The 21,855-nt window shown below is 68.2% G+C and carries 17 protein-coding genes; 4 read left to right on the top strand and 13 right to left on the bottom strand.

What is annotated here, in order from left to right:
* Window positions 1-6 precede the first annotated feature (6 nt).
* Together ACEN96_RS15910 and ACEN96_RS15905 are read right to left on the bottom strand one after the other, a co-directional pair.
* Entirely contained in the window at window positions 7-831 is an 825-nt protein-coding gene (locus ACEN96_RS15910; RefSeq protein WP_495588621.1) for an alpha/beta fold hydrolase, read from the bottom strand.
* A 5-nt stretch (window positions 832-836) separates the two neighbouring features.
* A complete protein-coding gene (locus ACEN96_RS15905) occupies window positions 837-2,150 on the bottom strand; it encodes an O-acetylhomoserine aminocarboxypropyltransferase (protein WP_495584064.1) in 1,314 nt (437 codons plus the stop codon).
* 88 nt (window positions 2,151-2,238) lie between these two features.
* Between ACEN96_RS15905 and ACEN96_RS15900 the strand changes: the two genes are divergently transcribed.
* Both ACEN96_RS15900 and ACEN96_RS15895 read left to right on the top strand, forming a co-directional pair.
* Window positions 2,239-2,694 carry a CBS domain-containing protein gene (locus tag ACEN96_RS15900; protein ID WP_495584063.1) on the top strand — a complete coding sequence of 152 codons (456 nt, stop codon included), beginning with the start codon at window positions 2,239-2,241 and terminating at the stop codon, window positions 2,692-2,694.
* A gap of 215 nt (window positions 2,695-2,909) precedes the next feature.
* Window positions 2,910-3,185, top strand: a complete 276-nt coding sequence (locus ACEN96_RS15895) for an HU family DNA-binding protein (RefSeq protein WP_495584062.1) — start codon at window positions 2,910-2,912, stop codon at window positions 3,183-3,185.
* Window positions 3,186-3,249: 64 nt separating this feature from the next.
* On the opposite strand, the gene ACEN96_RS15890 is transcribed toward ACEN96_RS15895, so the two are convergent.
* From ACEN96_RS15890 to ACEN96_RS15840, 11 genes are read right to left on the bottom strand one after another with little or no spacing between them, the layout of a single operon-like run.
* Window positions 3,250-3,771: a hypothetical protein gene (locus ACEN96_RS15890; RefSeq protein WP_495584061.1), complete on the bottom strand. Its 522-nt coding sequence runs from the start codon at window positions 3,769-3,771 to the stop codon at window positions 3,250-3,252.
* On the bottom strand, window positions 3,768-4,511 hold the full coding sequence (locus ACEN96_RS15885; RefSeq protein ID WP_495584060.1) for a hypothetical protein: 744 nt from the start codon (window positions 4,509-4,511) through the stop codon (window positions 3,768-3,770). Before ACEN96_RS15885 ends, ACEN96_RS15890 begins: the two co-directional genes overlap by 4 nt.
* 46 nt (window positions 4,512-4,557) lie before the next feature.
* Window positions 4,558-6,180 (bottom strand): GspE/PulE family protein, encoded by a 1,623-nt coding sequence (locus ACEN96_RS15880; protein WP_495584059.1) that lies wholly within the window; start codon window positions 6,178-6,180, stop codon window positions 4,558-4,560.
* A gap of 40 nt (window positions 6,181-6,220) precedes the next feature.
* Window positions 6,221-7,459 (bottom strand): type II secretion system F family protein, encoded by a 1,239-nt coding sequence (locus tag ACEN96_RS15875; RefSeq protein WP_495584058.1) that lies wholly within the window; start codon window positions 7,457-7,459, stop codon window positions 6,221-6,223.
* Window positions 7,460-7,504: 45 nt separating this feature from the next.
* Entirely contained in the window at window positions 7,505-7,981 is a 477-nt protein-coding gene (gene gspG, locus ACEN96_RS15870) for a type II secretion system major pseudopilin GspG (RefSeq protein ID WP_495584057.1), read from the bottom strand.
* Window positions 7,982-7,995: 14 nt separating this feature from the next.
* The gene (locus tag ACEN96_RS15865; RefSeq protein ID WP_495584056.1) at window positions 7,996-8,484 is read right to left on the bottom strand and encodes a type II secretion system protein; all 489 of its coding nucleotides are present in this window, start codon (window positions 8,482-8,484) and stop codon (window positions 7,996-7,998) included.
* A complete protein-coding gene (locus ACEN96_RS15860; RefSeq protein WP_495584055.1) occupies window positions 8,471-8,878 on the bottom strand; it encodes a type IV pilin protein in 408 nt (135 codons plus the stop codon). Before ACEN96_RS15860 ends, ACEN96_RS15865 begins: the two co-directional genes overlap by 14 nt.
* 8 nt (window positions 8,879-8,886) lie before the next feature.
* Window positions 8,887-9,414 carry a type II secretion system protein gene (locus tag ACEN96_RS15855; protein ID WP_495584054.1) on the bottom strand — a complete coding sequence of 176 codons (528 nt, stop codon included), beginning with the start codon at window positions 9,412-9,414 and terminating at the stop codon, window positions 8,887-8,889.
* 2 nt (window positions 9,415-9,416) lie between these two features.
* Window positions 9,417-11,762, bottom strand: coding sequence for a secretin GspD/PilQ domain-containing protein (locus tag ACEN96_RS15850; protein WP_495584053.1), 2,346 nt, complete (start codon window positions 11,760-11,762; stop codon window positions 9,417-9,419).
* Between the two features lie 13 nt (window positions 11,763-11,775).
* Complete coding sequence (locus ACEN96_RS15845; protein ID WP_495584052.1) at window positions 11,776-12,378, bottom strand: hypothetical protein; 603 nt, start codon at window positions 12,376-12,378, stop codon at window positions 11,776-11,778.
* Between the two features lie 10 nt (window positions 12,379-12,388).
* Entirely contained in the window at window positions 12,389-13,063 is a 675-nt protein-coding gene (locus tag ACEN96_RS15840) for a hypothetical protein (RefSeq protein ID WP_495584051.1), read from the bottom strand.
* 577 nt (window positions 13,064-13,640) lie between these two features.
* Between ACEN96_RS15840 and ACEN96_RS15835 the strand changes: the two genes are divergently transcribed.
* A complete protein-coding gene (locus ACEN96_RS15835; RefSeq protein WP_495584050.1) occupies window positions 13,641-18,398 on the top strand; it encodes an FG-GAP-like repeat-containing protein in 4,758 nt (1,585 codons plus the stop codon).
* Window positions 18,399-18,440: 42 nt separating this feature from the next.
* Window positions 18,441-21,851 (top strand): RHS repeat domain-containing protein, encoded by a 3,411-nt coding sequence (locus ACEN96_RS15830; RefSeq protein WP_495584049.1) that lies wholly within the window; start codon window positions 18,441-18,443, stop codon window positions 21,849-21,851.
* The last annotated feature ends 4 nt before the right edge of the window (window positions 21,852-21,855 follow it).

Genomic DNA, 21,855 nt, shown 5'->3' with positions numbered 1-21,855 from the left:
CGGCGCTCAGTCCAGCGCCGCCTTCAGCGCATTCAACATCCCTTCCGGCGCCTCGGACATCAGTGAATGCCCGGCGGGCAGCGTCTGCACCCGCGCGCCCAGCATCTCCGTCAGTTGCTTCGCCGCCTTCGGGGGCGTCATCGCGTCCTTCGCGCCCAGCACCATGTGCGCGCGCACGTGGCCGGCCGCGGCCACCGTCGCGGCGGCTTGCGGCGCGCCCTGGTAGCGATCGCAGACCAGGAAGTCGTGCTCGAACAGATTGCCGAGCTCGGCATACCCGTCCTGCATCCGTTCCATCAGCGCGAGGTTGCCGCCATGCAGCCATGCGCCCGGGCCCGGGTAGGACGGCTTGCCCGCGGTCGTCGAGTGCGAGAACGCGTTGACCATCGCCATCGCGGCCTTCGGGCGCTCGCGGCTCGTGTTCAGCAAGGCGTCGGACACCTTCATCGGCCAGGCCGTGCCGACCATCACCAGCCGCGCCACGCGCGCCGGCGCCTGCGCCGCCGCCTCGAGCGCGATCAGCGATCCCATCGAATGCCCGACCAGCGACACCGCGCCCGCCGCCGTCACGCCGGCCGCATCGAGCAGGTCGTTGATCCAGCCGCCGAGCGAGGCCACGTCGGCCAGCGCCGGTCCCGCGCTGCGGCCATGCCCCGGCAGGTCCACCGCCAGCACGCTGCGCCCGTGATGCGCGAAGTGCCGCGCCAGCAGCGTCCAGACGCTGTGGTCGTGCAAGGCGCCGTGGATGAACACCACGCAGGGCAGCATCGCGTCGAAGCGCTTGCCGCCGGTGTAGGCATAGGCCTGGCGGCCCTGGATGTCGAGTCTGATCGCGCTCATTTCGCGGCCACCTTCAATGCGGTCTTCAGGTCGGCGATCAGGTCGTCGGGATCCTCCAGGCCGATCGACAGCCGGATCGTCCCCGCGCCGATGCCCGACGCCGCCAGCGCCGCGTCGTCCATCCGGAAATGCGTCGTCGACGCCGGATGGATCACCAGCGAGCGCGCATCGCCCACGTTCGCGAGATGCGAGAACAGCCGCAGCGATTCGATGAAGCGCCGGCCCGGCTCGCGGCCGCCCTTCAGATCGAAGCTGAACACCGCGCCGCTGCCCTTGGGCAGCAGCCGGCTGGCGAGCGCATGGTCGCGATGCGAGGCCAGCCCCGGATAGTTCACGCGCTCGACGAGGTCCTGCGCCTCCAGGAACTCGGCGACCTTCTGCGCGTTGCTCACATGGCGCTGCATCCGCAGCGGCAGCGTCTCGATGCCCTGCAGCATCAGCCAGGCCGTGTGCGGGCTCATGCAGGCGCCGAAGTCGCGCAGGCCCTCACGTCGCGCGCGCAGCAGGAAGGCGCCGATGGTGCTTTCCTCGCTGAACACCATGCCGTGGAAGCCCTCGTAGGGCTCGCAGAGCTCCGCGAAGCGCCGCTCCCCGCCGCTCGCGGCATGGGCGCGCTCCCAGTCGAAACGGCCGCCGTCGACCAGCAGCCCGCCCACCACCGTCCCGTGTCCGCACAGGAACTTGGTCGCCGAGTGATGGACCAGGTCCGCGCCGAGCGCGATCGGCTGCTGCAGATAGGGCGTCGCAAAGGTCGCGTCGACCAGCAGCGGCCGGTGCGCCTCATGGGCGATCTGCGCGATCGACGGGATGTCCAGCACGTCCAGCCCCGGATTGCCCAGGCTCTCGCCGAGCAGCAGCTTGGTCCGCGGCCGGATCGCCGCGCGCCAGCCGTCCAGGTCGCCGGGCCGCACGAAGGTGGTCTCGATGCCGAAGCGCTTGAGCGTGTAGTGCAGCAGGTTGTGCGAGCCGCCGTACAGCGCGCTCGAGGCCACGATGTGGTCGCCGGCGCCCGCGATCGTCGCGATGGCCAGGTGCAGCGCCGCCTGGCCGCTGGCCGTGGCGATCGCGCCGGCGCCGCCGTCCAGCGCAGCGATGCGCTCCTCCAGGACCGCCGTGGTCGGGTTCGACAGCCGCGAGTAGACGTGGCCGCTGCGCTCCATGTTGAACAGGCCCGCGGCCTGCTCGGCGCTCTCGAACACGAACGAGGTCGTCAGGTGCAGCGGCACCGCGCGGGCGCCGGTGGTGGGGTCCGGCGCGGCGCCGGCGTGTAGCGCCAAGGTATCAAAGCCCGGGTCGGATGGACCTGACATGGGGGTCTCCTGCTTGTTGTGATGACCGCTGAGGTCTGGCGCCGGGCATTGTGTGCTATGTTGGCAGCCAACTTTTTCTCCTGCGGCCATGAAAGTCTCAGACATCCTGCGCGTCAAGGGCAACACGCTCTTCACCGTCTCCCCGGACCAACCCCTGGCCCACGCCGCCGAGACCATGGCCGAACGCGACATCGGCTCGCTCGTCGTCATGGAGTTCGGCGACCTGGTCGGGATGCTGACCTTCCGCGAGGTGATCCAGGCCGTGGTCGCCAACGGCGGCAGCGTCGGGACGCGGCTGGTGCGCAGCGTGATGGACGACGCCCCGCTGACCTGCACCCCCGAGACCGAGATCGACGAAGTGCGCCGCATGATGCTGGGCCGCCACGCGCGCTACATGCCGGTGCTCAACGGCAAGCAGCTGATGGGCGTGATCTCGTTCTACGACGTGGCCAAGACCGTGGTCGACGCGCAGGACTTCGAGAACCGCATGCTCAAGGCCTACATCCGCGACTGGCCCTCCGAGGACGGCGCCAAGGCCTCCTGAACCCCGGTTCCCACACCCCTGGACGACGCCCCGGCAACCCCGGGGCGTTTTTCATGGGGGAGCCGCGCCGTTTTGGGCTCACCAAAGTCCGCCATTCGGACGAACGACGCCGGTGGAAGGCCCGTGGTTGCGTCTTCAAACAGGCGAGTGGTCAGGACTGACTGATAATCGCGGCCCCCGGCTAGCCGGATCCTGGTTTTTTACTGGAAGCATTGATGAACAAGAGTGAACTGATCGAAGGCATCGCCACCAAGGCTGGCGTGACCCGTGCCGTGGCCGCGACCGCGCTGGACGCGACCCTGGAAACCATCACCGAAGCGCTGGCCGCTGGCGACCAGATCGCCCTGGTGGGCTTCGGCACCTTCAAGGTGAGCGAGCGCGCCGCCCGCACCGGCAAGAACCCCGCCACGGGCGAAGCGCTGGAAATCCCGGCCTCGAAGGTGGCCAAGTTCACCGCCGGCAAGGCGCTGAAGGATGCGGTGAACAAGTAAGCCTCCCGGCTTCCTTCACCGGAACGACGCCCGCGGTGCGAGAGCACCGGCGGGCGTTGTTGTTTCAGGACCAGGCCGAGCGGATCACCGCCTGCCGCCGGGCGCCGGAGGCCTCGGCCCGCACCAGGGCCCAGCGCGGCGCCGGCTCGCCTTCGTTCAGCAGTTCGAGGTAGGCCAGCAACGCCTTGTAGTCGTCGAACTCCAGCGTCACGTCGGCGCCGCCGCGCGCGGCGTTCAGTTCGATGGCGGTGACGCGCACGCCGTCGACGGCGACCGTCTCGAGCGAGCGCAGCACCGGCTGCATCGGGAAGGCGGCGGCCTTCGCCACCACGAGCGCGTCGCGGGCATAGGCCGGCGCGGCGGCCGAGGCCGCGGCGCGGTCGGCGCGCTCGCGCAGCACGGCGCGCAACCGCGTCGCTTCCTGCGTGTCGCTCGCGGTGCGAGCTGCGACGGCCTGGCGATGCTCCCACGACTGCCAAGCGGCAATGCCAAGCGCGAGCGCCGCCAGCGTGCACGCCGCGCCCCAGAGCGCCAGCGCGACGACCGGGCGCCGGGCTGGCGCGAACTCCACCTTCAGGGACCTCATGTCGCGAGCTCCTTGCTCGGCGCCTGGTCGACGACCTTGCCGATGGTCGTGCTGATGGTCTTGCCGAAGGGCAGCGGGTCGCCGACCGCCTGTCCCGGCTGAGCGCCACCGTCGAACTCGACCAGCCGCACCGCCTCGGCCGGCCAGTCATGGGTCACCAGCGCGCGGCTGAGCACGGCCCGCGGGGACTCGCCCTCGAGCGGATAGGTCTGTGCGACGCGATAGATCTCGCCATCGGCGAGCAGGAGCACGAGCATCTCGCTGTCGGCGACGGCCAGGCCGTGCAGGCCGGCGGAGAAGGGTGAAACCGCCTCGCCGTCGATCGCCAGCGCCCACCAGGGGCGGAGGCTGTCGAGCGCGCGTCCGCCCAGCGCCTGGAGCCCGCGCAGCCACGCGGCGTCGATCGCCACCGCGAGCCGCGGCGAGATCTGGCCGCCATCGAGCCACACCGCGCTGCCCGCGGGCAGGCCCGTGGCCTCCTCGACCATGGCCGCCGCGATGGCCGACCATTCGGCCTCGCCGGTGGCGCCAGCGATCTCCGGCAGCAGGAAGGGCCGGCAGGCCGCGCCGCCCACCGCGATGCGCAGCCGCGTGCCGCGGGGCAGGTCCCGCACGGCAGCGGCCAAGGCGGCCAGGGCCGCCTCGCGTCCGTCCACCGCCGACGCGAGCTGCATCACCCCGCCCAGCGCCAGCCGCACGGCGCTGTCGCTCGCATAGGCGATCGCCGTCCGTGACGTCATCCGGGATGCCGTCGAGGACGCCGCGCGCCCGGCGGGCGCCTTGCGCTTACCAACCCACCACACGCTTGATCTCCTCCGCGCTCGATTCGCGCCGGCTCACCATGTCGGCTCCCAATTGCGAGAGGCTCCTCACGCCCTGCCGCAGCACGTGCTCGCGCAGCGCGGACACCGGCGCCCCGGTCGTCACCAGGTCGCGGAAGCCGTCATCGATCGTGTGGACCTCCGCGATCACGCGGCGCCCCTTGTAGCCCGTGCCGGCGCAGCGCTCGCAGCCTTGCGCGCGCGGCATCGCCGCGGGCCTTGGCAGCCCCATGTCGAGGAACCACTGCTGCTCGCGCGGCGTCGCGGGGCGCTCGCCGGCGCAATGCGGGCACAGGCAGCGCACCAGGCGCTGAACGATCACGCCGTTGAGCGCCGCCATGAAGCCGAACATGTCGAGGTCGAAGTGCTTGAAGCGCCCGGTGACGTCGAACACGCTGTTCGCGTGCACCGTCGTCAGCACCTGGTGGCCGGTGAGGGCCGACTGCACCGCGATCTCCGCGGTCTCCGCGTCGCGGATCTCGCCGACCAGGATGCGGTCCGGGTCGTGGCGCAGGATCGAGCGCAGCCCCTTCGCGAAGGTCAGGCCCTTGCGCTCGTTGACCGGCACCTGCAGCACGCCGGCGAGCTCGTACTCGACCGGGTCCTCGATGGTGATGATCTTCTCGATGCCGTTGTTGACCTCGGACAGCGCCGCGTAGACGGTGGTCGTCTTGCCGCTGCCGGTCGGCCCGGTCACCAGCAGCATGCCGTGCGGCAGGCCGGCGAGCTCGCGGATCATCGCGGCGCCGGCCGCGTCGAAGCCCAGCAGGTCCAGCGACACCTGGTCGGCCGGATCGCGCAGCTGCGCCTTGTCCAGCAGGCGCAGCACCGCGTCCTCACCGAACACGCTCGGGATCACGGACACGCGCAGGTCCAGCTCGCCGCCGCCCAGCGCCACGCGGAAGCGGCCGTCCTGCGGCAGGCGCCGCTCGGTGATGTCGAGCTGCGCCAGCACCTTGATGCGGGAGATCGCCTCCTCGGCCTGGCGCGCGCCGTCCAGCCGCGCATGCGGCATCAGCACGCCGTCGCGCCGCAGCCGCACGGTCACGCCGTGGCGGTCGCATTCGAAGTGGATGTCGCTGGCGCCGACCTCGTAGGCGCGGCGCAGCGCCTGGTCGACGAAGGCCACCACCGGGCCATCCGGCGATTCGGCCGCGGCGGCGCTGGCGCTGGGTTGAGCGCCGCACCAGGCGTCGATCCGCGCGCCGGTGGCCGCGATCGGCGGCACGCGGCGTCCCATCGCCTGCGCGGCGCGGCGCAGCGCGGCCTCGTCCCAGGGATCGGCCATCGCGAGCCGCAGCCGGTCGGCTTCGCCGTCCAGACGGACCGGCACCGCGCGCAGCTGCCGCGCCAGGCCGGCACCCGCCGCGCCGAACAGCGACAGGTCCGGCAGCGCGCGCGTCTCGCCATCCAGCATCTCCATGCCGCCGGTCTCGCGCAGCAGCGCCGGCAACTGGTCGCGCCAGGCGGCATCGCGCAGCAGGTGATCGAGGACGCTGCCGGTGCCGGCCTGCGCGGCCTGGCGCCGCGCGGCCTGCAGCGAGGCGCGGAAGTCGGCGCGGGGATCCGGGCGGGGATCGGCGTTCATCGGTGGCGGTCTCTCATCGGAAATCTGGGAAGGCCGGCGCTCAGCGGATGCTGCTCGCGATGTCGAAGATCGGCAGATACATCAGCACCACGATGCTGCCCACGAGCAGCGACACCAGCAGCAGCATCAGCGGCTCGACGATGCGCGTGGCGCGGTCCATGAAGGCGGCGAAGGCGCCGGCATGGCGCTCGGCGATGGTCTGCAGCACGCGCTCGAAGTTGCCCGAGCGCTCGCCGACGGCGAGCAGGCGCTGCGTCACCGTGTCCGTCAGACCGGACTCGGAGAGGGCCGCTGACACGCGCACGCCGCGCGTCAGCGCCAGGCGCGCCTCGCGCATCGAGGCGTCCATGCGCTCGCCGAGCGCGAGGCCCTCGCAGCGCAGCAGGGTTTCGTCGAGCGTGTAGCCGCCGCGGAACATCACCGTCATCGAGTGGTACAGCTTGGCCAGGCGGAACTCGCGCAGCGCGCGCCGCACCGGCGGGAAGGCGTTGGCCGCGCGCATCGCCAGGCGCTGGATCGCGCCCTGGCGCCAAGCCATCACGGCCAGGGCTACAAGCGTGGCGGCCGCGGCCAGGATCGCGAGGCGGTGCTCGCGCACGAACACGCTGGCGAGCGTCAGCAGATGGGTCGACCAGCTCATCTCGCCATGCAGGTCGGCGTACATCGACGCGAAGCGCGGCAGCACGACGACGATCAGGAAGCCGCTCACCAGCAGGCCCAGGCCCAGCACGAGGCTGGGATAGATCGCGGCGCTGACGACCTTCTTGCGCAGCGCCTCCACCATCTCGTGATAGCGCAGGTACTCGGACAGCGCCTCGGCCAGCGAGCTGCTGCGCTCGCTGGCGCGCACGCTGGCCACCAGCACCATCGGGAAGCGCTCCAGCGATTCCATCGCCACCGACAGCGGCTTGCCACGGTGCAGCTGTTCCAGCAAGGCCGTCTGCAGCGCGGCGCGCGCCGGGTCCGAGCCGGACTGCGCCTGCAGCGTCTCGATCGCCTCGACCACCGTCATGCCGGCCACCAGCAGCGTGCGCAACTCCTGGCACCACCAGGCGATGTCGAGCGCGTTCGCGCGCAGGCCGGCCGCTCCAGCGGTCCCGGCCGGACCGGACGCCAGGGCGGCCGCGCGCGGGCGAGCGGCATCGCGCACCGGCTCGGCGCCCAGCACCTTGCGGCCATCGGGCAGGCGATCGCCGAGCGCTTCACGCGACGGCGCCTCCATCAGCTCCTCGCTGACGGACAGGCGCACGGGGTCGAGCAGGCGGACGCGGAGCTTCATGCGAGACGGGAAAAGGGGGCAGGGCGCGGTGGCGGAGCCGGGGCTTCAGAGCTGGATGTCGGCATCGTCGCCGGTGCCGCCCGCGACGCGGTCACGGCCGAAGCTGAACAGCTCGTAGTCCTTCCCCGGCTGCTGCGACGGAATGCGGTACTGATAAGGCATGCCCCACGGGTCGTTGGGCAACTCGCCCTTCAGATAGGGGCCGCGCCAGCGCGGATCGTTGGCGTCGCTGCGCACCAGCGCGGCCAGGCCCTCGCCGGACTCGGGGTAGCGGCCCATGTCGATGCGGTAGGCCTGCAGCGCCTTGTCGATGGCATCCAGCTGCGCCTTCGCCGTCGTGACCTCGGAGCGCGAGATCTGGCTCAGGAAGCGCGGACCGACGATGCCGGTCAGCAGGCCGATGATCAGGATCACCACCAGCAGCTCGAGCAGCGTGAAGCCGCGGGCGCGGTGGAGGGCGGCTGGCCGCCGGCGCGCGGTGGCCAGCGGCGCCTGGGGAGCTTGGGGCTCGATGGGATGCATGGGGTTCTGGTCCTTCATTGCTCGGAGTCCACGACGAACTTCCAATCCGAATAGCGGCGCGCCGCGGGAAGCCGCACGCCGGGGCGGCGCACCGGGCCGCTGATCAAGGGCTCGGCCTCGCTGAGGCTGTAGACCCCGCGGACGCGGCCGTCGTCGCCGCGCACGATGCCCCACTGGCCGGTGGCGCCGACCGGGTCCGGGTAGAGCTGGCGCAGATGGCGCACGGTGCCGACGAAGCGCTCGTCGCGCTGCAGTTCCGCGAGCTCCCGCGGCAGGCGCTTGTCGGTGCCCGGCGAGCTGCGGCGATAGCGCTCGAGCGCCTGCACGTAGAGCGTGCCGATGCGCAGCAGTTGCTGTTCCTTGTCGCGGCGGACGTCGGCGGACCAGGACTGCGCCGCCACCGACAGCGCGAGCGAGGCCAGCGCCAGCAGCACGAGCACGGCGACAAGGCCATAGCCCCGGGTCCTTGACCGCGTCGCGGCCGCGCGCTCACCACGACGCATAGCTGCTCCCGTCGGGCGCGATGCCGCGCGCGCCGCTGCGCACGTCGGCGATGCCTTCGCCATCGCCCGCGCCACTGGCATCGCCGGCGCGCGGAGGCACGGCGACCCAGCTGTCCGCGCGCTGCGTCACCGGGTCGAGCGGGATCGCGCGCAGGTAGCGGCGCTCGACCAGCTCGGGCAGTTCCTTTGGATAGCGGCCCTGGTCGCCGTAGAACTTGTCGATCGCGTCGCGCATCGCCTGCAGGTTGTGACGCAGCGCGGTATCGCGCGCGCGGTCCACGTGCTGCACGTAGCGCGGCGCCGCGACGCTCAGCAGCAGCGCGAGCGCGGCCAGCACCACCAGCAGCTCGATGACGGTGAAGCCGCGCGCCGCGCGGCGGATGGGGGCGGTCATCGCGGGCCTCACCATTGCTTCAGCGGCACGCCGTTGAGGCCGACGGCAGGGGACATCGAATGGACGTCATAGACCTCGGGGCCGGGCTGCGGGTTGTCGGCGTCGGACTGGTAGCCGCGCAGGCCCCAGCTCTGCTCGGCCGGCACGCCGGGTTCGGCGAAGGGGTCGCGCGGCACGCGGCGCAGGAAGCGCATCGTCTGGCCCTGGCGGTCGGCGCGCGCGTCGGGCACTTCCACGGTCAGCTCGTGCAGCGTGGCGGGATACGGCGGGCGGTCACCGGGACCCAGCACGGCACCGGCCTCGCGCGCGACGCGGTAGGCATCGAGCGCGTCGCGGATCTCCCAGAGCGCGCGCTTGAGCTCGCGCTCCTTCTCGCGCTGCACCGTCATCTCGGCCATCGGCAGCGCGAGCGAGGCCAGGAAGCCCAGGATCGCCAGGCACACCAGCAGCTCGATCAGCGTGAAGCCGCGCGCGCGCAGGCCCGCCGCGCGGCCATCGCGGCGGCGGACGTGGGCGGACGCGCGGCGCGGTGCCATGGTCACTTCACCTCGATGACGGCGGGCATCGGCAGCACCGGCTGGCCGCTGCCCGGCTCGAGCGAGACGGGCTGCGCGGTGCCCACGCGCACCTCGGCGCGTCCCGCCGCGGTGGCCTTGAAGCGCAGCTTGAACACGCCGCCGGACGCTTCGCCGGCCGTGGCCGTGGCCTGGTTGCGCAGCACGCTGAGGTTGACGCGGCCGGCCTCGGCCCGCTTGCTGAAGCTGGTCACCGCGCCACCGCTGCGGAAGTAGCCGTCCTCCTCGGCGTCGATCAGCGTGAGTTTGTCGGCGCTGTACTGGACTTCCGCCATGAGCCCGCGCAGCGAGGCATCGCGCAGGTCGACGCGGACCTCGACGGTCTCGCCGGCCTTGGCCTGAGCTGGCGCGGCGAGTGTCATCGTCGGCGTCTTGCGGACGGGCAGCGCGGGCGGGCCCGCGGGCGTTCCCTGCGGCGCAAGGGCGCCACCGCCCGGCGCCGCCGCTGGCGGCGCGCCTGGAGCGCCGCTCGCGGCGGGTGCTGGCGGCTTGGTCTCGGGCTGCGGCGTATTGAACTGCAGGCCGCCGACCTGGCGCAGCTTGGGCGAGGCCTCGGTGCCGACCCACATCTCGGATTCGCTGGCGTTCAGGCGCTTGACGTTGCGCAGCACGCGCGGCGTGATGGCGAGCAGCAGCTCGGAGCGTTTGCCGTCGTCGAGCTGGCTGGAGAACAGGCGGCCCAGCACCGGCACGTCGCCGAGACCGGGCACGCGGGTGGAGGTGGAGCGTTCGTCGCGGCTGATGAGGCCGGCGAGCAGCTGCGTCTCGCCATCGCGCAGGCGCAGCAGCGTGTTGGCGTTGCGCGTGCCGATCTGGTACGCGATCGAGCCGGCGGAGGTCTTGGTCGGGGTGCCGAGCGAGCTGACCTCCAGGCCGATCTTGATGGCGACCTCGTCGTCGGCGTAGACGGTGGGCTCGACCTCGAGCTTGAGGCCGACGTCCAGGTAGCTGATGTTCTCGGACACGAAGCCGCCGGTGCCGGTGGTGGTCGACACGATGGGGATCTTGTCGCCGATCATGACCTTGGCCTTCTCGCGGTTGCGCACGCGCAGCTTGGGATTGGCGAGGGTGGAGGTGTCGCCGACCTCGCGGCGCAGGTTGACGGTCAGGCTGCCAGGCGAGAGGCCGACGCCGATGCGGTCGCGGTTGATGTTCTGGAGATTGCCGAGCGTCAGCTGGTCGCCCGAGGGCGCCAGCGGCGTGAGCGAGAACGAGGACGGCAGCTTGACGCCGAGTTCATTCAGCCGCGAGGCGCTGACCTCGAGCACCTCGACCTCGAGCAGCACCTCGGGCTCGGCGCTGTCGAAGACGGCGAGCAGGCGTTCGGCGAGCTGGATGTTCTCGGGCGAGTCGCGCAGCGCGAGCAGGTTGCTGCGCTCGTCGACGAAGGGCTCGCGGATCTTGAGCATCGCCTTGAGGAAGGCGGCGGCGCCCTTGGGATCGCTGTTGGCGAGGTTGAACACGCGCACCAGCTGCTCCTGGTACTCGCGATGTTTCTCGGCGGTGTTGGGATAGATGACGACGGTGCGGGCGTCGATGACCTTCTTGGCCAGCTGGTTGCTGGAGGTGATCAGGTCCAGCGCGTCCTCGACCTTGGCCTGGCGCAGCAGCACGGTGACGCGCACGTCGGCGCGCACGTCGCGGTCGAGCACGAAGTTGATGCCGCTGTGGCGGGTGACGACGTCGAGCACGGTGCGCAGGCTGGCGTCGCGGAAGTCGAGCGAGATCGGGCGGGACTCGGTCAGCACGCCGTTCAGCGCCTGGACCTGGGCGGCGCGCTGCTCGCCGAGCAGCCGGCGCTGCAGGTCCTGCAGGCCGCCGTGGCGGGGGTTGTCCTTGAGCGCCTGCTCGAGCACGCGCAGCGCGCGGTCGGGCTGGCGCGCCTCGGCCCACTGCTGGGCGACGGCGAGGTCGGCGGCGCCCTTGCGTTCGAGCTCCATGTCGGCGAGCAGCGATTGCACGCGCACGTTGGCGGGATCGAGTGCGAGCGCCTGGCGCAGCGTGGCGGCGGCCTCGTCGAACTGGCCGGCGGCGCGCTGCGCGAGCGCCTGCGAGGTCAGGCGGGTCTGCGTGTCGGCGCGGGCGCGCAGCAGCGCGGTGCGCAGCGGGGTGCTGTCGGGAAATTCCTTGAGGCCGTTCTCGAGCGTGGACATCGCCTGCTGGTACTGGCCGTCGGCCATGGCCTTGCGGGACTCGTCGCGGATGCGGGTCTCGGCGCAGCCGGCCAGGAGCAGCAGCACCGCGAGCGCGGCGGCGGTGCAGGCGGCCGGATGCCGGGAGGAGCGGAGGCGGACGGGGCGTGAGGACATCGGAGCGGGCGGATCAGGGCGCGGGCGCGGCCGGCGGAATGCGGATGACGGCGCGCTGCTGCAGGGGTTCGTAGACGAGGCGGACCTCGTCGTCAGTGATCGATTCGACGCGGTAGCCCTCGTCGAGGCGGGTGCCGGCCTCGACGAGCAGGTCCTTGTCGGCGCGGGCGAGGTAGACCTTGCGCAGGCCTTGAGGGTCGATGAGCTGGCCGAGGTAACGGTAGTTCAGCGGCGGCGCCTGGGGCGGGGGAGGCGGCGGTGGCGGAGGAGGGGGCGGCGGTGGCGGCGGGGCCGGGGGTTGCGGGATCGAGAACGGGTCGCGGTCGGCGGGCTCGAGCGGGTGCTCGGGCAGGTCGGACGGGACAGGGGGAAGCGGCGCGGGGGCGCCGGGACGCGAGATGAGGGCCGCCACCGGGGGACGCGGAGCGGGAGTGGTCGGCAGGCTCTGTCCGGCTGGAGCCGGTGCAGTCGCGGCGACGAGCGGAGGATCCGCGGGAGAAAGCAAGGCCCAGGCGCTGGCGGCCGCGCTCAGGCCGAGCGCCCAGCGCAGGCCAGGACGCAGGCCGGGCGAGGGAGCGTCCGCGGTCGCGTGGGTGGGGGTCGAGCGCTTGAACATCGAGGCGCTTTCAACGGCGGGTCGACGGCGCGGAGGCCGATGACGACGGGGATGCGGGCGAGGAGGCCGCGGTCGAGACTGAAGCCGGCTCGGCCAAGGGGCGGCTCAACCACGTGGCGACGACGCGCGCTTCCAGCTCGCCGCCAGCCGGGCTTGCGATGGCGGCACCGGGCGCGGCGGCGCTCGCTCGGCGAAGGGACAGCTGTTGAAGCACGGCCTGCTGCGCGTCACGGCCGAGGACCTCGGCGAGCACGGTCTTGATCGCGGCGTAGCTGCCGCGCAGGTTGACGTCCAGGTTCAAGCGGCCGAGGGTGTTGGCGGTTGGCGCCTGCTGCGTGGCCGAGATCGTGGTGACGAGCACGGACTGCGACTCGGCGGCTTCGCGCAGATGGGTCACGGCGCGCGCGGAAGACTGCGTCAGCGGCAGGCGGGTGGCGAACGGGGCCTGGTCGGCGGGCGGCGCGGCGGCGGCTTTCGCGCGGAGGTCGAGGAGCTCGGCGTGCAAGGCCTTGTCCTGTGCGATGGCGAGGCGCTCAGCTTGACGGGTGGCGAAGAGCACGGCGCCGGCAAGCAGCGGCGGCACCAGCGCGAGGCCGATCCACACGGGCGTCGGCGCGCGCGCGGCGCGTTGCTTGAGCGTGGCGACGTCGGTCAATGCGCGCCAGTTGAGCGAGTTCAGGCGCATGACGGGACGGGGACGAGGGCACGGAGGACGCGATGCGGCGATCCGGCCGGGACTGCTGCCGAATGCATGGGAGCAGGCGGCTCAGCGCGCGGGAGCGGACGCGGCGCGGCGCGAGGCTGCGCCTCGCGTGACGCGCGACAGTGCGCCCGATGCGCGGTGGATGGAAATGTTCATGGAGCCCTCCCGTCTTGGCGGCGCGTGCGCGCGCCGCGTGGCCTTGATCTTCTTTGCGGCCAGGGCGCGACTGTATCGCGTTGATCCGTGGAATCCCCTCCCGACTCGCCAAAAGTGGGTAGAGAAATCCCGGCATGACGAAGAACTGCAACGGCGGCGACTTCTCAGGGGACCGACGTCCTCAGCTATCGATGCGACTGTCGCTCACCCATCGGGGGGAGTTTGGTTGGGACACACGAGCGTAGTAAACGTATACGTATACGCGTATGCGCGCGCATGCGAGCGGGAGTGCCTTACCAGAACAGCAGCTGCAACAGCGGTTGCCATTAAGGGTTTCGCGTCATCGCTTACCTCGCGTCAGTCCCGTCTAATCGGGCGAAAACGAGGTATGCAGGGAGGAATCATGCAACTGGGCCGTGGCGGCCTCGGTGCGGCGTTGTCGCGCATTCGGGGAAAACAATCGAACACATTCAGGGCGCGCCGAGTGCTGACCCTGCTCCGAGGGAATGCGGTCGCCGCAATACTTGCGACGACCGGCTTGGTAGGGGCAGCGTTCGCTCAAGCCGTCAATGTGACACCGCCAAATCTTTCCGGTGGCATGACCGGCGGCATCAAAGGCAATGAGCTTGTGTTGCCGGATGGCGGAGCGTCGTACTCGATTCCCCTAGAGGTACCACCTGGAACGGCTGGAGTCGCGCCTGCACTGGCTTTCACGTACGTCAGTCGTGCCGAGGAGGGGCTTCTCGGGCGTGGCTGGAGCATCGCCGGGCTGTCAAAGATCACGCGTTGTGGGAAGACGATCGCGCAGGACGGGATCCGACGCGGTGTTGACCTGAGCATTTCCGATCAGTTCTGCCTCGATGGGCAGCGCTTGATATTGCAGTCTGGAACCCATGGCGTGGACGGGGTGTACCGCACCGAATTGGATCAGTTCAGTCGAGTTGAAACTGGTCGAGACGCCGTCGGACTGCTTGAGAGCTTCGTTGTACGTTCCAAGGATGGATTCATCCACACCTTCGGTGGCACAACCGGCTCTCGCCTTCGGGCACAAGGTACATCCGCATTGCTGATCTGGGCGCTGTCCCGTGTGGAAGATCGGCGAGGGAACTACTACGACATCGACTACGACCAGAACGAAGCCACGGGCGAGCTCTACCCGGTGCGTATTCGCTACACAGGCAATTTGCGCACGGCACAGCCAACCTATAACGCTGTTCGCTTCATTTACGAGACCCGTCCGGATCCGTGGAGCGGATATGTGATGGGGTCCGTCATGCAGCGCAATCGGCGGCTGGTGGCGATCCGGACCGTCAAGAACACCGACGGAAACGGTGAAGGCGGCAGCGTGGTCCGCGACTATCGAGTCGCTTATGCGGCCAGCCCGAACTCGGGAAGGTCGCTCGTCAGCAGCGTCACGGACTGCGATGGAGCCGGCGCCTGCCTCCCTGCAACCAATTTCTCCTGGACCATGCGCGACCCGGCGGCGAACACCGCGAATGCGCCCGGGAGCGGCGTCTGGGGCGGGCCGTCGATCAATATTGAATCGACATCGAAGCAGCCCATTCCGTCGGAGCAGATCAAGGCGAAAACCGTCGCTGGCGATTTCAATGGCGACGGTGCCACGGACTTGCTGTACGCGGATGGTGGCAACAACTGGAAGGTTTGCCTTGCCGCGAAAACGACCTTCAACTGTCAAACGTGGACGGCCGTCGCGGGACGTTCCGAAGAGGCGGTGACGGGCGATTTCAACGGCGACGGACTCACTGACATCGCTCTCCTGCCTGCGGCCTTCAACACGACGGCCAACTACACCGTTTGCTTGTCGACCGGCAGCGGGTTCTCATGTCAGGCATGGTCCGCAAGAGCGGCTGGCCAGGGCGCGCAACGGTATCTGGTCGCCGACATCGATGGTGATGGGCGGGACGACCTGCTCGTGCTCGATTTCTCCGGCGGATACCTCTGTCGCTCCAATGGCGCGGGTTTTGATCCCTGCACCCCGTATGACAACTTGGCCGCAGCCCTCACTTCAGGAAGCGACCCCGAGCTTCGAATGAAGGTCGTGCAGCGGATGGGCGATTTGAACGGTGACGGCCGTCCGGATGTCATCAAGTTCAACATGGGGAGTTCGCTCAACCCCTTCGGCAACTGGACGGCGTATGTCGCCGGAGATACGGGATTCATCGCTTGGCCCTCGGTGCCAAGCGCCGGTATCGCCCTGGGGGCACTGCAACCGGGTCAGTCCCTGGTGGCGGACTACAACACCGATGCCTATGGCGAGTACGGCGATACGGCCGCCGTGGTGGGGACACAGGATCCCAATCTGCCGGTGATGGAGGTCTGCAAGTCCACGGGGCGTTCGTTGGTCTGCTCCACGAGGCCCTATTCGCCAAGCACGCAGATGCCATTTGAGACGATGGCCGACGTGGACCGCGACGGAAAGATCGACGGCTTCGGCTTTGGTCACCTGTGCCAGATCTCCGATACGGCGGTCACGCCATGTGTGGCAATGCCATCTTCCGATGCGCCTGGTCCGGCAGCCCCGACATTGATCGCCGATTTCAACGGCGACGGCATTCCTGACAAGGCGCTCTATGACGCGGGCAGCGGCGGTGCGCCGGGTCGGTGGTATGTCCGCCTTACTGGCACCGGCGGCTATGTGGATCTGCTGGAGCGGGTGGATGAAGGCGGCGGACGCGCGGTGCGTTTCAGCTATGCCGGACTCGACGACCCGACGGTCCACGATCCAGGTCCTCTCGTGCCATACCCGACGCGTCGGATGACCGTCGGCCTCTCGGTGGTCTCTCGCATGGAGACGAGCAATGGCAACGGCGGCTGGTTGAGCAAGGACTATCGCTACGAAGGCGCCAAGAACGACCTGCGGGGTCGAGGCCTGTTGGGCTTCGCGCGGGTGACGGAGATCGACCGGGTTCGCAATGTCACGACCGTGACCGCGATGTCTCAGGTGTTCCCCTACGTCGGCATGTCGACATCACGCACAAGCACGCACGCGAACGGCGTGGTGCTATCCCAGTCGACCTCTCAGCTGGCGACGCTCAGCACGGGATCTGGCACCTTCTATCCGTATGTGAAGACCGTCAGCCTCGCGGAGCGGGATCTGGATGGCACGCCGCTCCCGACGGTCGTTCAGGGTGTGGACGACGCCGGCATCGATGCCTACGGCAACGTCACCAACGCCACGGAAACCATCACCGAGTCTAGCGGTGAGGTTTGGCAAACGCGTACCGCAGTGCAATACGACAACCGCGTCCAGGACTGGCTCCTTGGATTGAGGACGCGGCAGCAGGTCACGAAGACTGCGCCCGTGGCGGCCAGCGGCATCGCCCCGCCCTCACTCACGCTTAATTGCTCAGCCGGACTCGGGGCAGTAGAGCCGAATCGGGACTCGGCCACTTGCAAGCTGGGCAATGCTGGCCAAGTGGCGGCAGCGGGAATCGTCTACTCCGCGCCGTCGGGGATCACGATCTCAGGGCCTGCCAGTTGCAGTGCCGGCACAAGTCAGTGCGGCACCGTCACCATTCAGAGCAATGCTGCAGCTGGGCAGTACGCCGGCGCGATCTCTGCAGCCCCCTCGTCCGGCACGCCCGCGACTGCCAATGTCAGTCTTTCGGTGCTGAGCCCGGCCACGCTGATCCTGGACAGCTGCTCCGCGAACTCCGGCACGATCACTCCGACGCCGGCAAGCTTCAGTTGCCGAGTCCGGAACGCCGGACAGGTCGCCGCACAGTCGATCGCGTACGGCGGTGTTGCGAACTCAACGGTTTCCGGCCCCGTGGGGCGTTGCGAGGCCGGGGCGGTTTGCGGCACGGTCGCCGTCACCACCGCAACGGGCGCCGGCAACTACGTTGGCACGTTGACGGCCACGCCGGATGCCGGTGTTGCTGGCAGCGCCGCCGTGAATCTCTGGGTCTACACGCCAGGACAGCTAGCCTTCGGAAACTGCTCGGTGAACTCGCCGACCGTGGCTCCGTCGGCAGCGTCGATGAGCTGCACGTTGACCAACACGGGGCAGACCGCGATCGCCAGCGTCGCTTACAGCGTGCCCAACATGGTCAGCGTCGCGGGACCGACGGGTCCCTGCGCGGCGGGCGCTCAGTGCGGGACGGTCACGGTGACGAGCAGCACCGGTGCCTGGACCTATGTGGGAACCCTCACCGCCACGCCGAATACCGGAGGTGCCGCGCAGGTCACCGTCAACTTGATGGTGCAGAGTCCGCCGCAGATTGCGCTGACTGGCTGCACCGTCAATTCACCGACGACGACGCCATCTCCCGCCTCGATCAGCTGCACCGTCAGCAATACCGGCGAGGCAGGAGCTTCAGCGATCGGGTATCGCACGATCTCGGGCACCTCTGTGACCGGCCCTATCGGCGCATGCGCGGGCGGTTCGACCTGCGGCACCATGACTGTCACCACCAGCGGCGACGCCGGCACGTATGCGGGAACGCTCCTGGTATCGCCGAATGCCGGAGGAAGCGCCACCATGCCGGTCGACCTGCGTGTGCTGACTCAGCCGCAACTGGTCCTCGGTAACTGCTCGTCGACTTCGCCGACGACGACACCGACCGCGGCGACCATGACGTGCACGCTGACCAACGTGGGCCAGACCGCCACGAGTGCGATCGGCTATGCCGCGCCAAGCGGCATGACGGTGGCCGGGCCGATCGGTGCATGCGGCGCTGGTGCTCAATGCGGCACGGTCACGCTCAGCAGTGGGACCGCGGCAGGGATCTACACGGGGACGCTGATCGCGTCGCCGACAAGCGGAATCTCCGCCTCTGCGCCGGTGAATCTGCAGGTATATCCGCCGCCTCCAGCAGTGTCGACGACTCCGGGCTTCCCGCTTTCATTCAGCGGTCGGGGACTGCCGACGTACAACGTCAATGTGACGGCCAATGTGACGAATGGCCTGGCTCCATTCAGTTATCAATGGTCGGTGGTCAGCAACTGGAACACTTCGGCGCAGATCACCAATGGCACATCGGCGACCGCGTCCCTGTCGACCCATTCAACGGTGTCGTGCGAATCGGGTGGGGCGGTGTATCGCGTGGTGGTGACCGACTCGTTGGGGCGCACTGCCAGCATCGATATGACCATGAACATGAGGTCCACCAGTCCGCCGTCCAATCAAGTGTGTCCTTGATCTGAGAACAACACTGGCGTAGACCCACAAGAGGGAGTTTCCATGTACACGAGACAGCAATCGACTGTCCTTGCACGGGCAATGGCGTCTGCCGTTGTCGCGCTCGCCGGAGCGTCGCTGGCCCAGCCCGCCGCGGCGCAGGTGACGCGAACCACGGCCTTTGAATACGACGCCTTTGGTCAACTGACCAAGCAGATCACGGAGCCCGAAGGCGACATCAGCACCGTCCGAAGCGCGGAAGTGATTCTTCGCGATCCAGGTACGGGCATGCCGACCAAGCGGCAATGGCTCTATCGCGATCCGCAAGCGGCCAGCGATGTCGTGCGGGACGTGGAAACCTATTCGTACGACGCCCGTTTCCGCTATGTCGTTCAGACGCTCAACGCGAAGTCGCACAAGGAAACGAAGGCGTACGACGAGGGCAGCGGCGCCCTGGTCGCCCTCACAGGTCCCAACAACCTGACCACGTCTTTTGTGTTCGATTCGTGGGGGCGCAAGGTCCGGGAGGACCGCCCGGACGGCACGAGTCTGACCTTCGCCTATCGCAATTGCGTGGACGCCTGCGCCAATGGGGCCTCGCGCGTGCTGATCACGCAGTCGTGGTTCGGGGCCTCGCAACGTGCGGTGCCGCGAGAAGAATTCTTTGATGCCCTTGATCGGCGCGTTCAGACGCGGACGTGGGGCTTCAATGGAGAACAGATCCTGACCGACAGGATCTTCGACGCGAAGGGACGACTGGATCGCGTCTCGCGGCCCAGATTTGCGGGAGCGAATCAGGTCTTCACTGGCTTCACGTACGACGATTTGGGCCGAGTGGTCGAGGTCCGCACGCCAACAAGCGCTGGCGGCACGGACGTGAGCACCCAGACCTTCTCCGGTCCGATGCTGACTCGCGTCAATGCAAAGGGCCAACGCCGAGTGGAGGTCCGCAGCGGCCTGGGAATGCTTCGCTCCGTGCGCGACAACGACGGCTTCACGACCACCTTCGTGCATGACGGCTTCAATGGACTCGCAAGGGTGGTCGACGCCAAGGGCAACGAGATCCAGATCGAGCGCGATGTCCTGGGCCGTCGCACCAAGCTGACCGACCCGGATCTGGGGACGCGGACGTATGCGATCAACCCCATCGGCCAGGTCTATCGGCAGACGGACGCGAAGGGGCAGGTCACGACCATGGAGTTCGACGTGCTAGGCCGAATGACCCGGCGGCTGGCACCGGACCAGGACGCCCGCTGGGATTACGACACGGCGACGACTGGAGTTGGAAAGATCGCAGAGGCTTCCACGTGGACGGGCGTGGGCAAGGACTATCGGCAGGTCTTCGAATACGACGTCGCAGGCAGGCCGCTGCGCACGACGACCATGATGGACTGGGCCTACGTGGCTGAGAACAGCTACGACGGGCTTGGCCGCGCATCGGGCACGCAATACCGGCGTGGCGCCATCGGCTCCTCCAGTACCGTCGGCAACGGTTTCTCGATCCAGTTCAACGCGTATGGCTACGTCGCCGGCATCAACTGGACTTCGGATCAGGGCAGCGGCACGTTGCTGACGAGCAAGGCCATGAGCGCTGATGGGGTCATCACTGAAGAACAACTGGGTAACGGCATGGTGCGTCGCCGAGCGACGAACCCCTACACCGGGCGGCTTGAAGGACTGACGGTCGGAGTTGGCGGCGCAGACGCAAACAGACAGAACGATTCCTATGAGTACGACGCGCTTGGCAATCTGACGGTTCGTACCCAGTCGATGTGGAGCGACGGCCCCCGGTTTACCGAGGTTTTCTCCTACGACGGATTGAATCGCTTGACCAGTTCCCAGGTCGCCGGGGAGGCATTCAAGAGCTATTCCTATGACGCGATCGGAAATCTGGTCAGCAAGACGGGCACCGGCGACTACGTCTATCCGACTTCCGGCTCGAACAGCGTGCGCCCGCACGCGGTGAGTTCGATTCAGGCGGCGACGCCGATTGCCGGCATTTCCAATCCCGGCTTCTCGTACGACAGCAACGGCAATCTGCTGGAAGGACTTGGGCGCAGATATGCGTGGACCTCCTTCGATCAGCCGGTGACGATTGATGCGCTTTCTGGAAGCGCGGCCGTGCAGCGGACCGCATTCGCCTTCGGCCCTGACCGGCTACGGGTACGGCAAACCATCAGCCCGATGTCTGCAGGCGTGCCTGGAGCGCCGACGAGGACCATCTACTACGCGGGCGCGATGGAGAAGGAAATCGACGTCGCAGGGAATTCGACGACCATCCGCACGTACATGCCTGAGGGTCTCGGTTACCTCGAGGAGCGCCTAACAGGTGTATCGGTCGCTCCCAGCGACCAGGCGGGGCGGGCGCAGCGCTATTTCCTGAACGATCACTTAGGCAGCGTGCTTTCCGTCGCCGAAGAGGCGGGCGCTCTGCTCAACCGCCTTAGCTACGACCCGTGGGGACGTCGGCGCGGTCAGCATGGCGAAGACGATCCGGCCGGGGCAAGTAGCTTCGGATCGATCAACAATACCCAGGACCATTCGGGTTTCACGGGGCAAGAACAGTTGGACCAACTGGCTCTGGTACACCTGAATGGTCGCGTGTATGACCCGATCATTGGTCGGATGATCAGTGCCGATCCGACGGTGCCGGACACCGACGATGGTCAGCACTACAACCGCTATACCTATGTTCTGAACAACGGGTTGGCTTACGTCGATCCGAGCGGATTCAGCAGCGCCGATCCGCAGCCTCGCTATTCGAACGAAGGGGGATTTGCCAACGGCATCAGCTATGCGGATGTGGGAAGGCTGCAGAACCTGGAGAAGCAAGAGCCGATATTTCTGGGACAGGTCAGCATCTATGGAACCTCGACACCTCAGCCGATCAGTACAGGGTTCAGCTACTTGTCGATGTCTTTGGCCATTCCGCTGCCGAACGCCACGTTGCCAACGACGAAGGTATTTGGGACTCGTGTCATATCACGCATTGCGGGCGCGATCATTCCGGTCGCAGAATGGTTATTCACAACCCCGCCAGGCCAATTCGTAATCTTGATGGTCATTCCTGCCAACGCAGGGCAGAATGATCCTTGCCAGACTGGATCGCTCTGCCGTTGGAGTGATCGGGTCAAAATGACCTCGGTGTGGGATGTATATAAGTCGGATTCTGCTAACGGCGACGGATCAGATGAGCCATCAAACGTACGCGAAAATAATCGCAAGGGGAAAGATTATGAAGAAGAGATCGCCGCAGATCTCGAGGCCAGTGGTAGACAGGTGGATAGGCAAGTTCGAAAAGACACCCCCTTTGGATCCAGAACGGTTGATCTGGAGGTGAAGGACAAGGACGGGAATGTTCTTGGAGGGGTGGAAGTGAAAGCAGGTGGCAGTCGTTATCGGTCAGATCAGAGATCAAAGGATGAATGGTTGAGGCAGAATGGATATCCAGTTAATGTTGTTCGACAGAGGTGAAGGG

This window comes from Roseateles sp. Mitsp63 (genome assembly GCF_059491535.1).
Note: the sequence above shows the minus strand (reverse complement) of the source record. Positions and strands in the feature narration are given on the sequence as shown.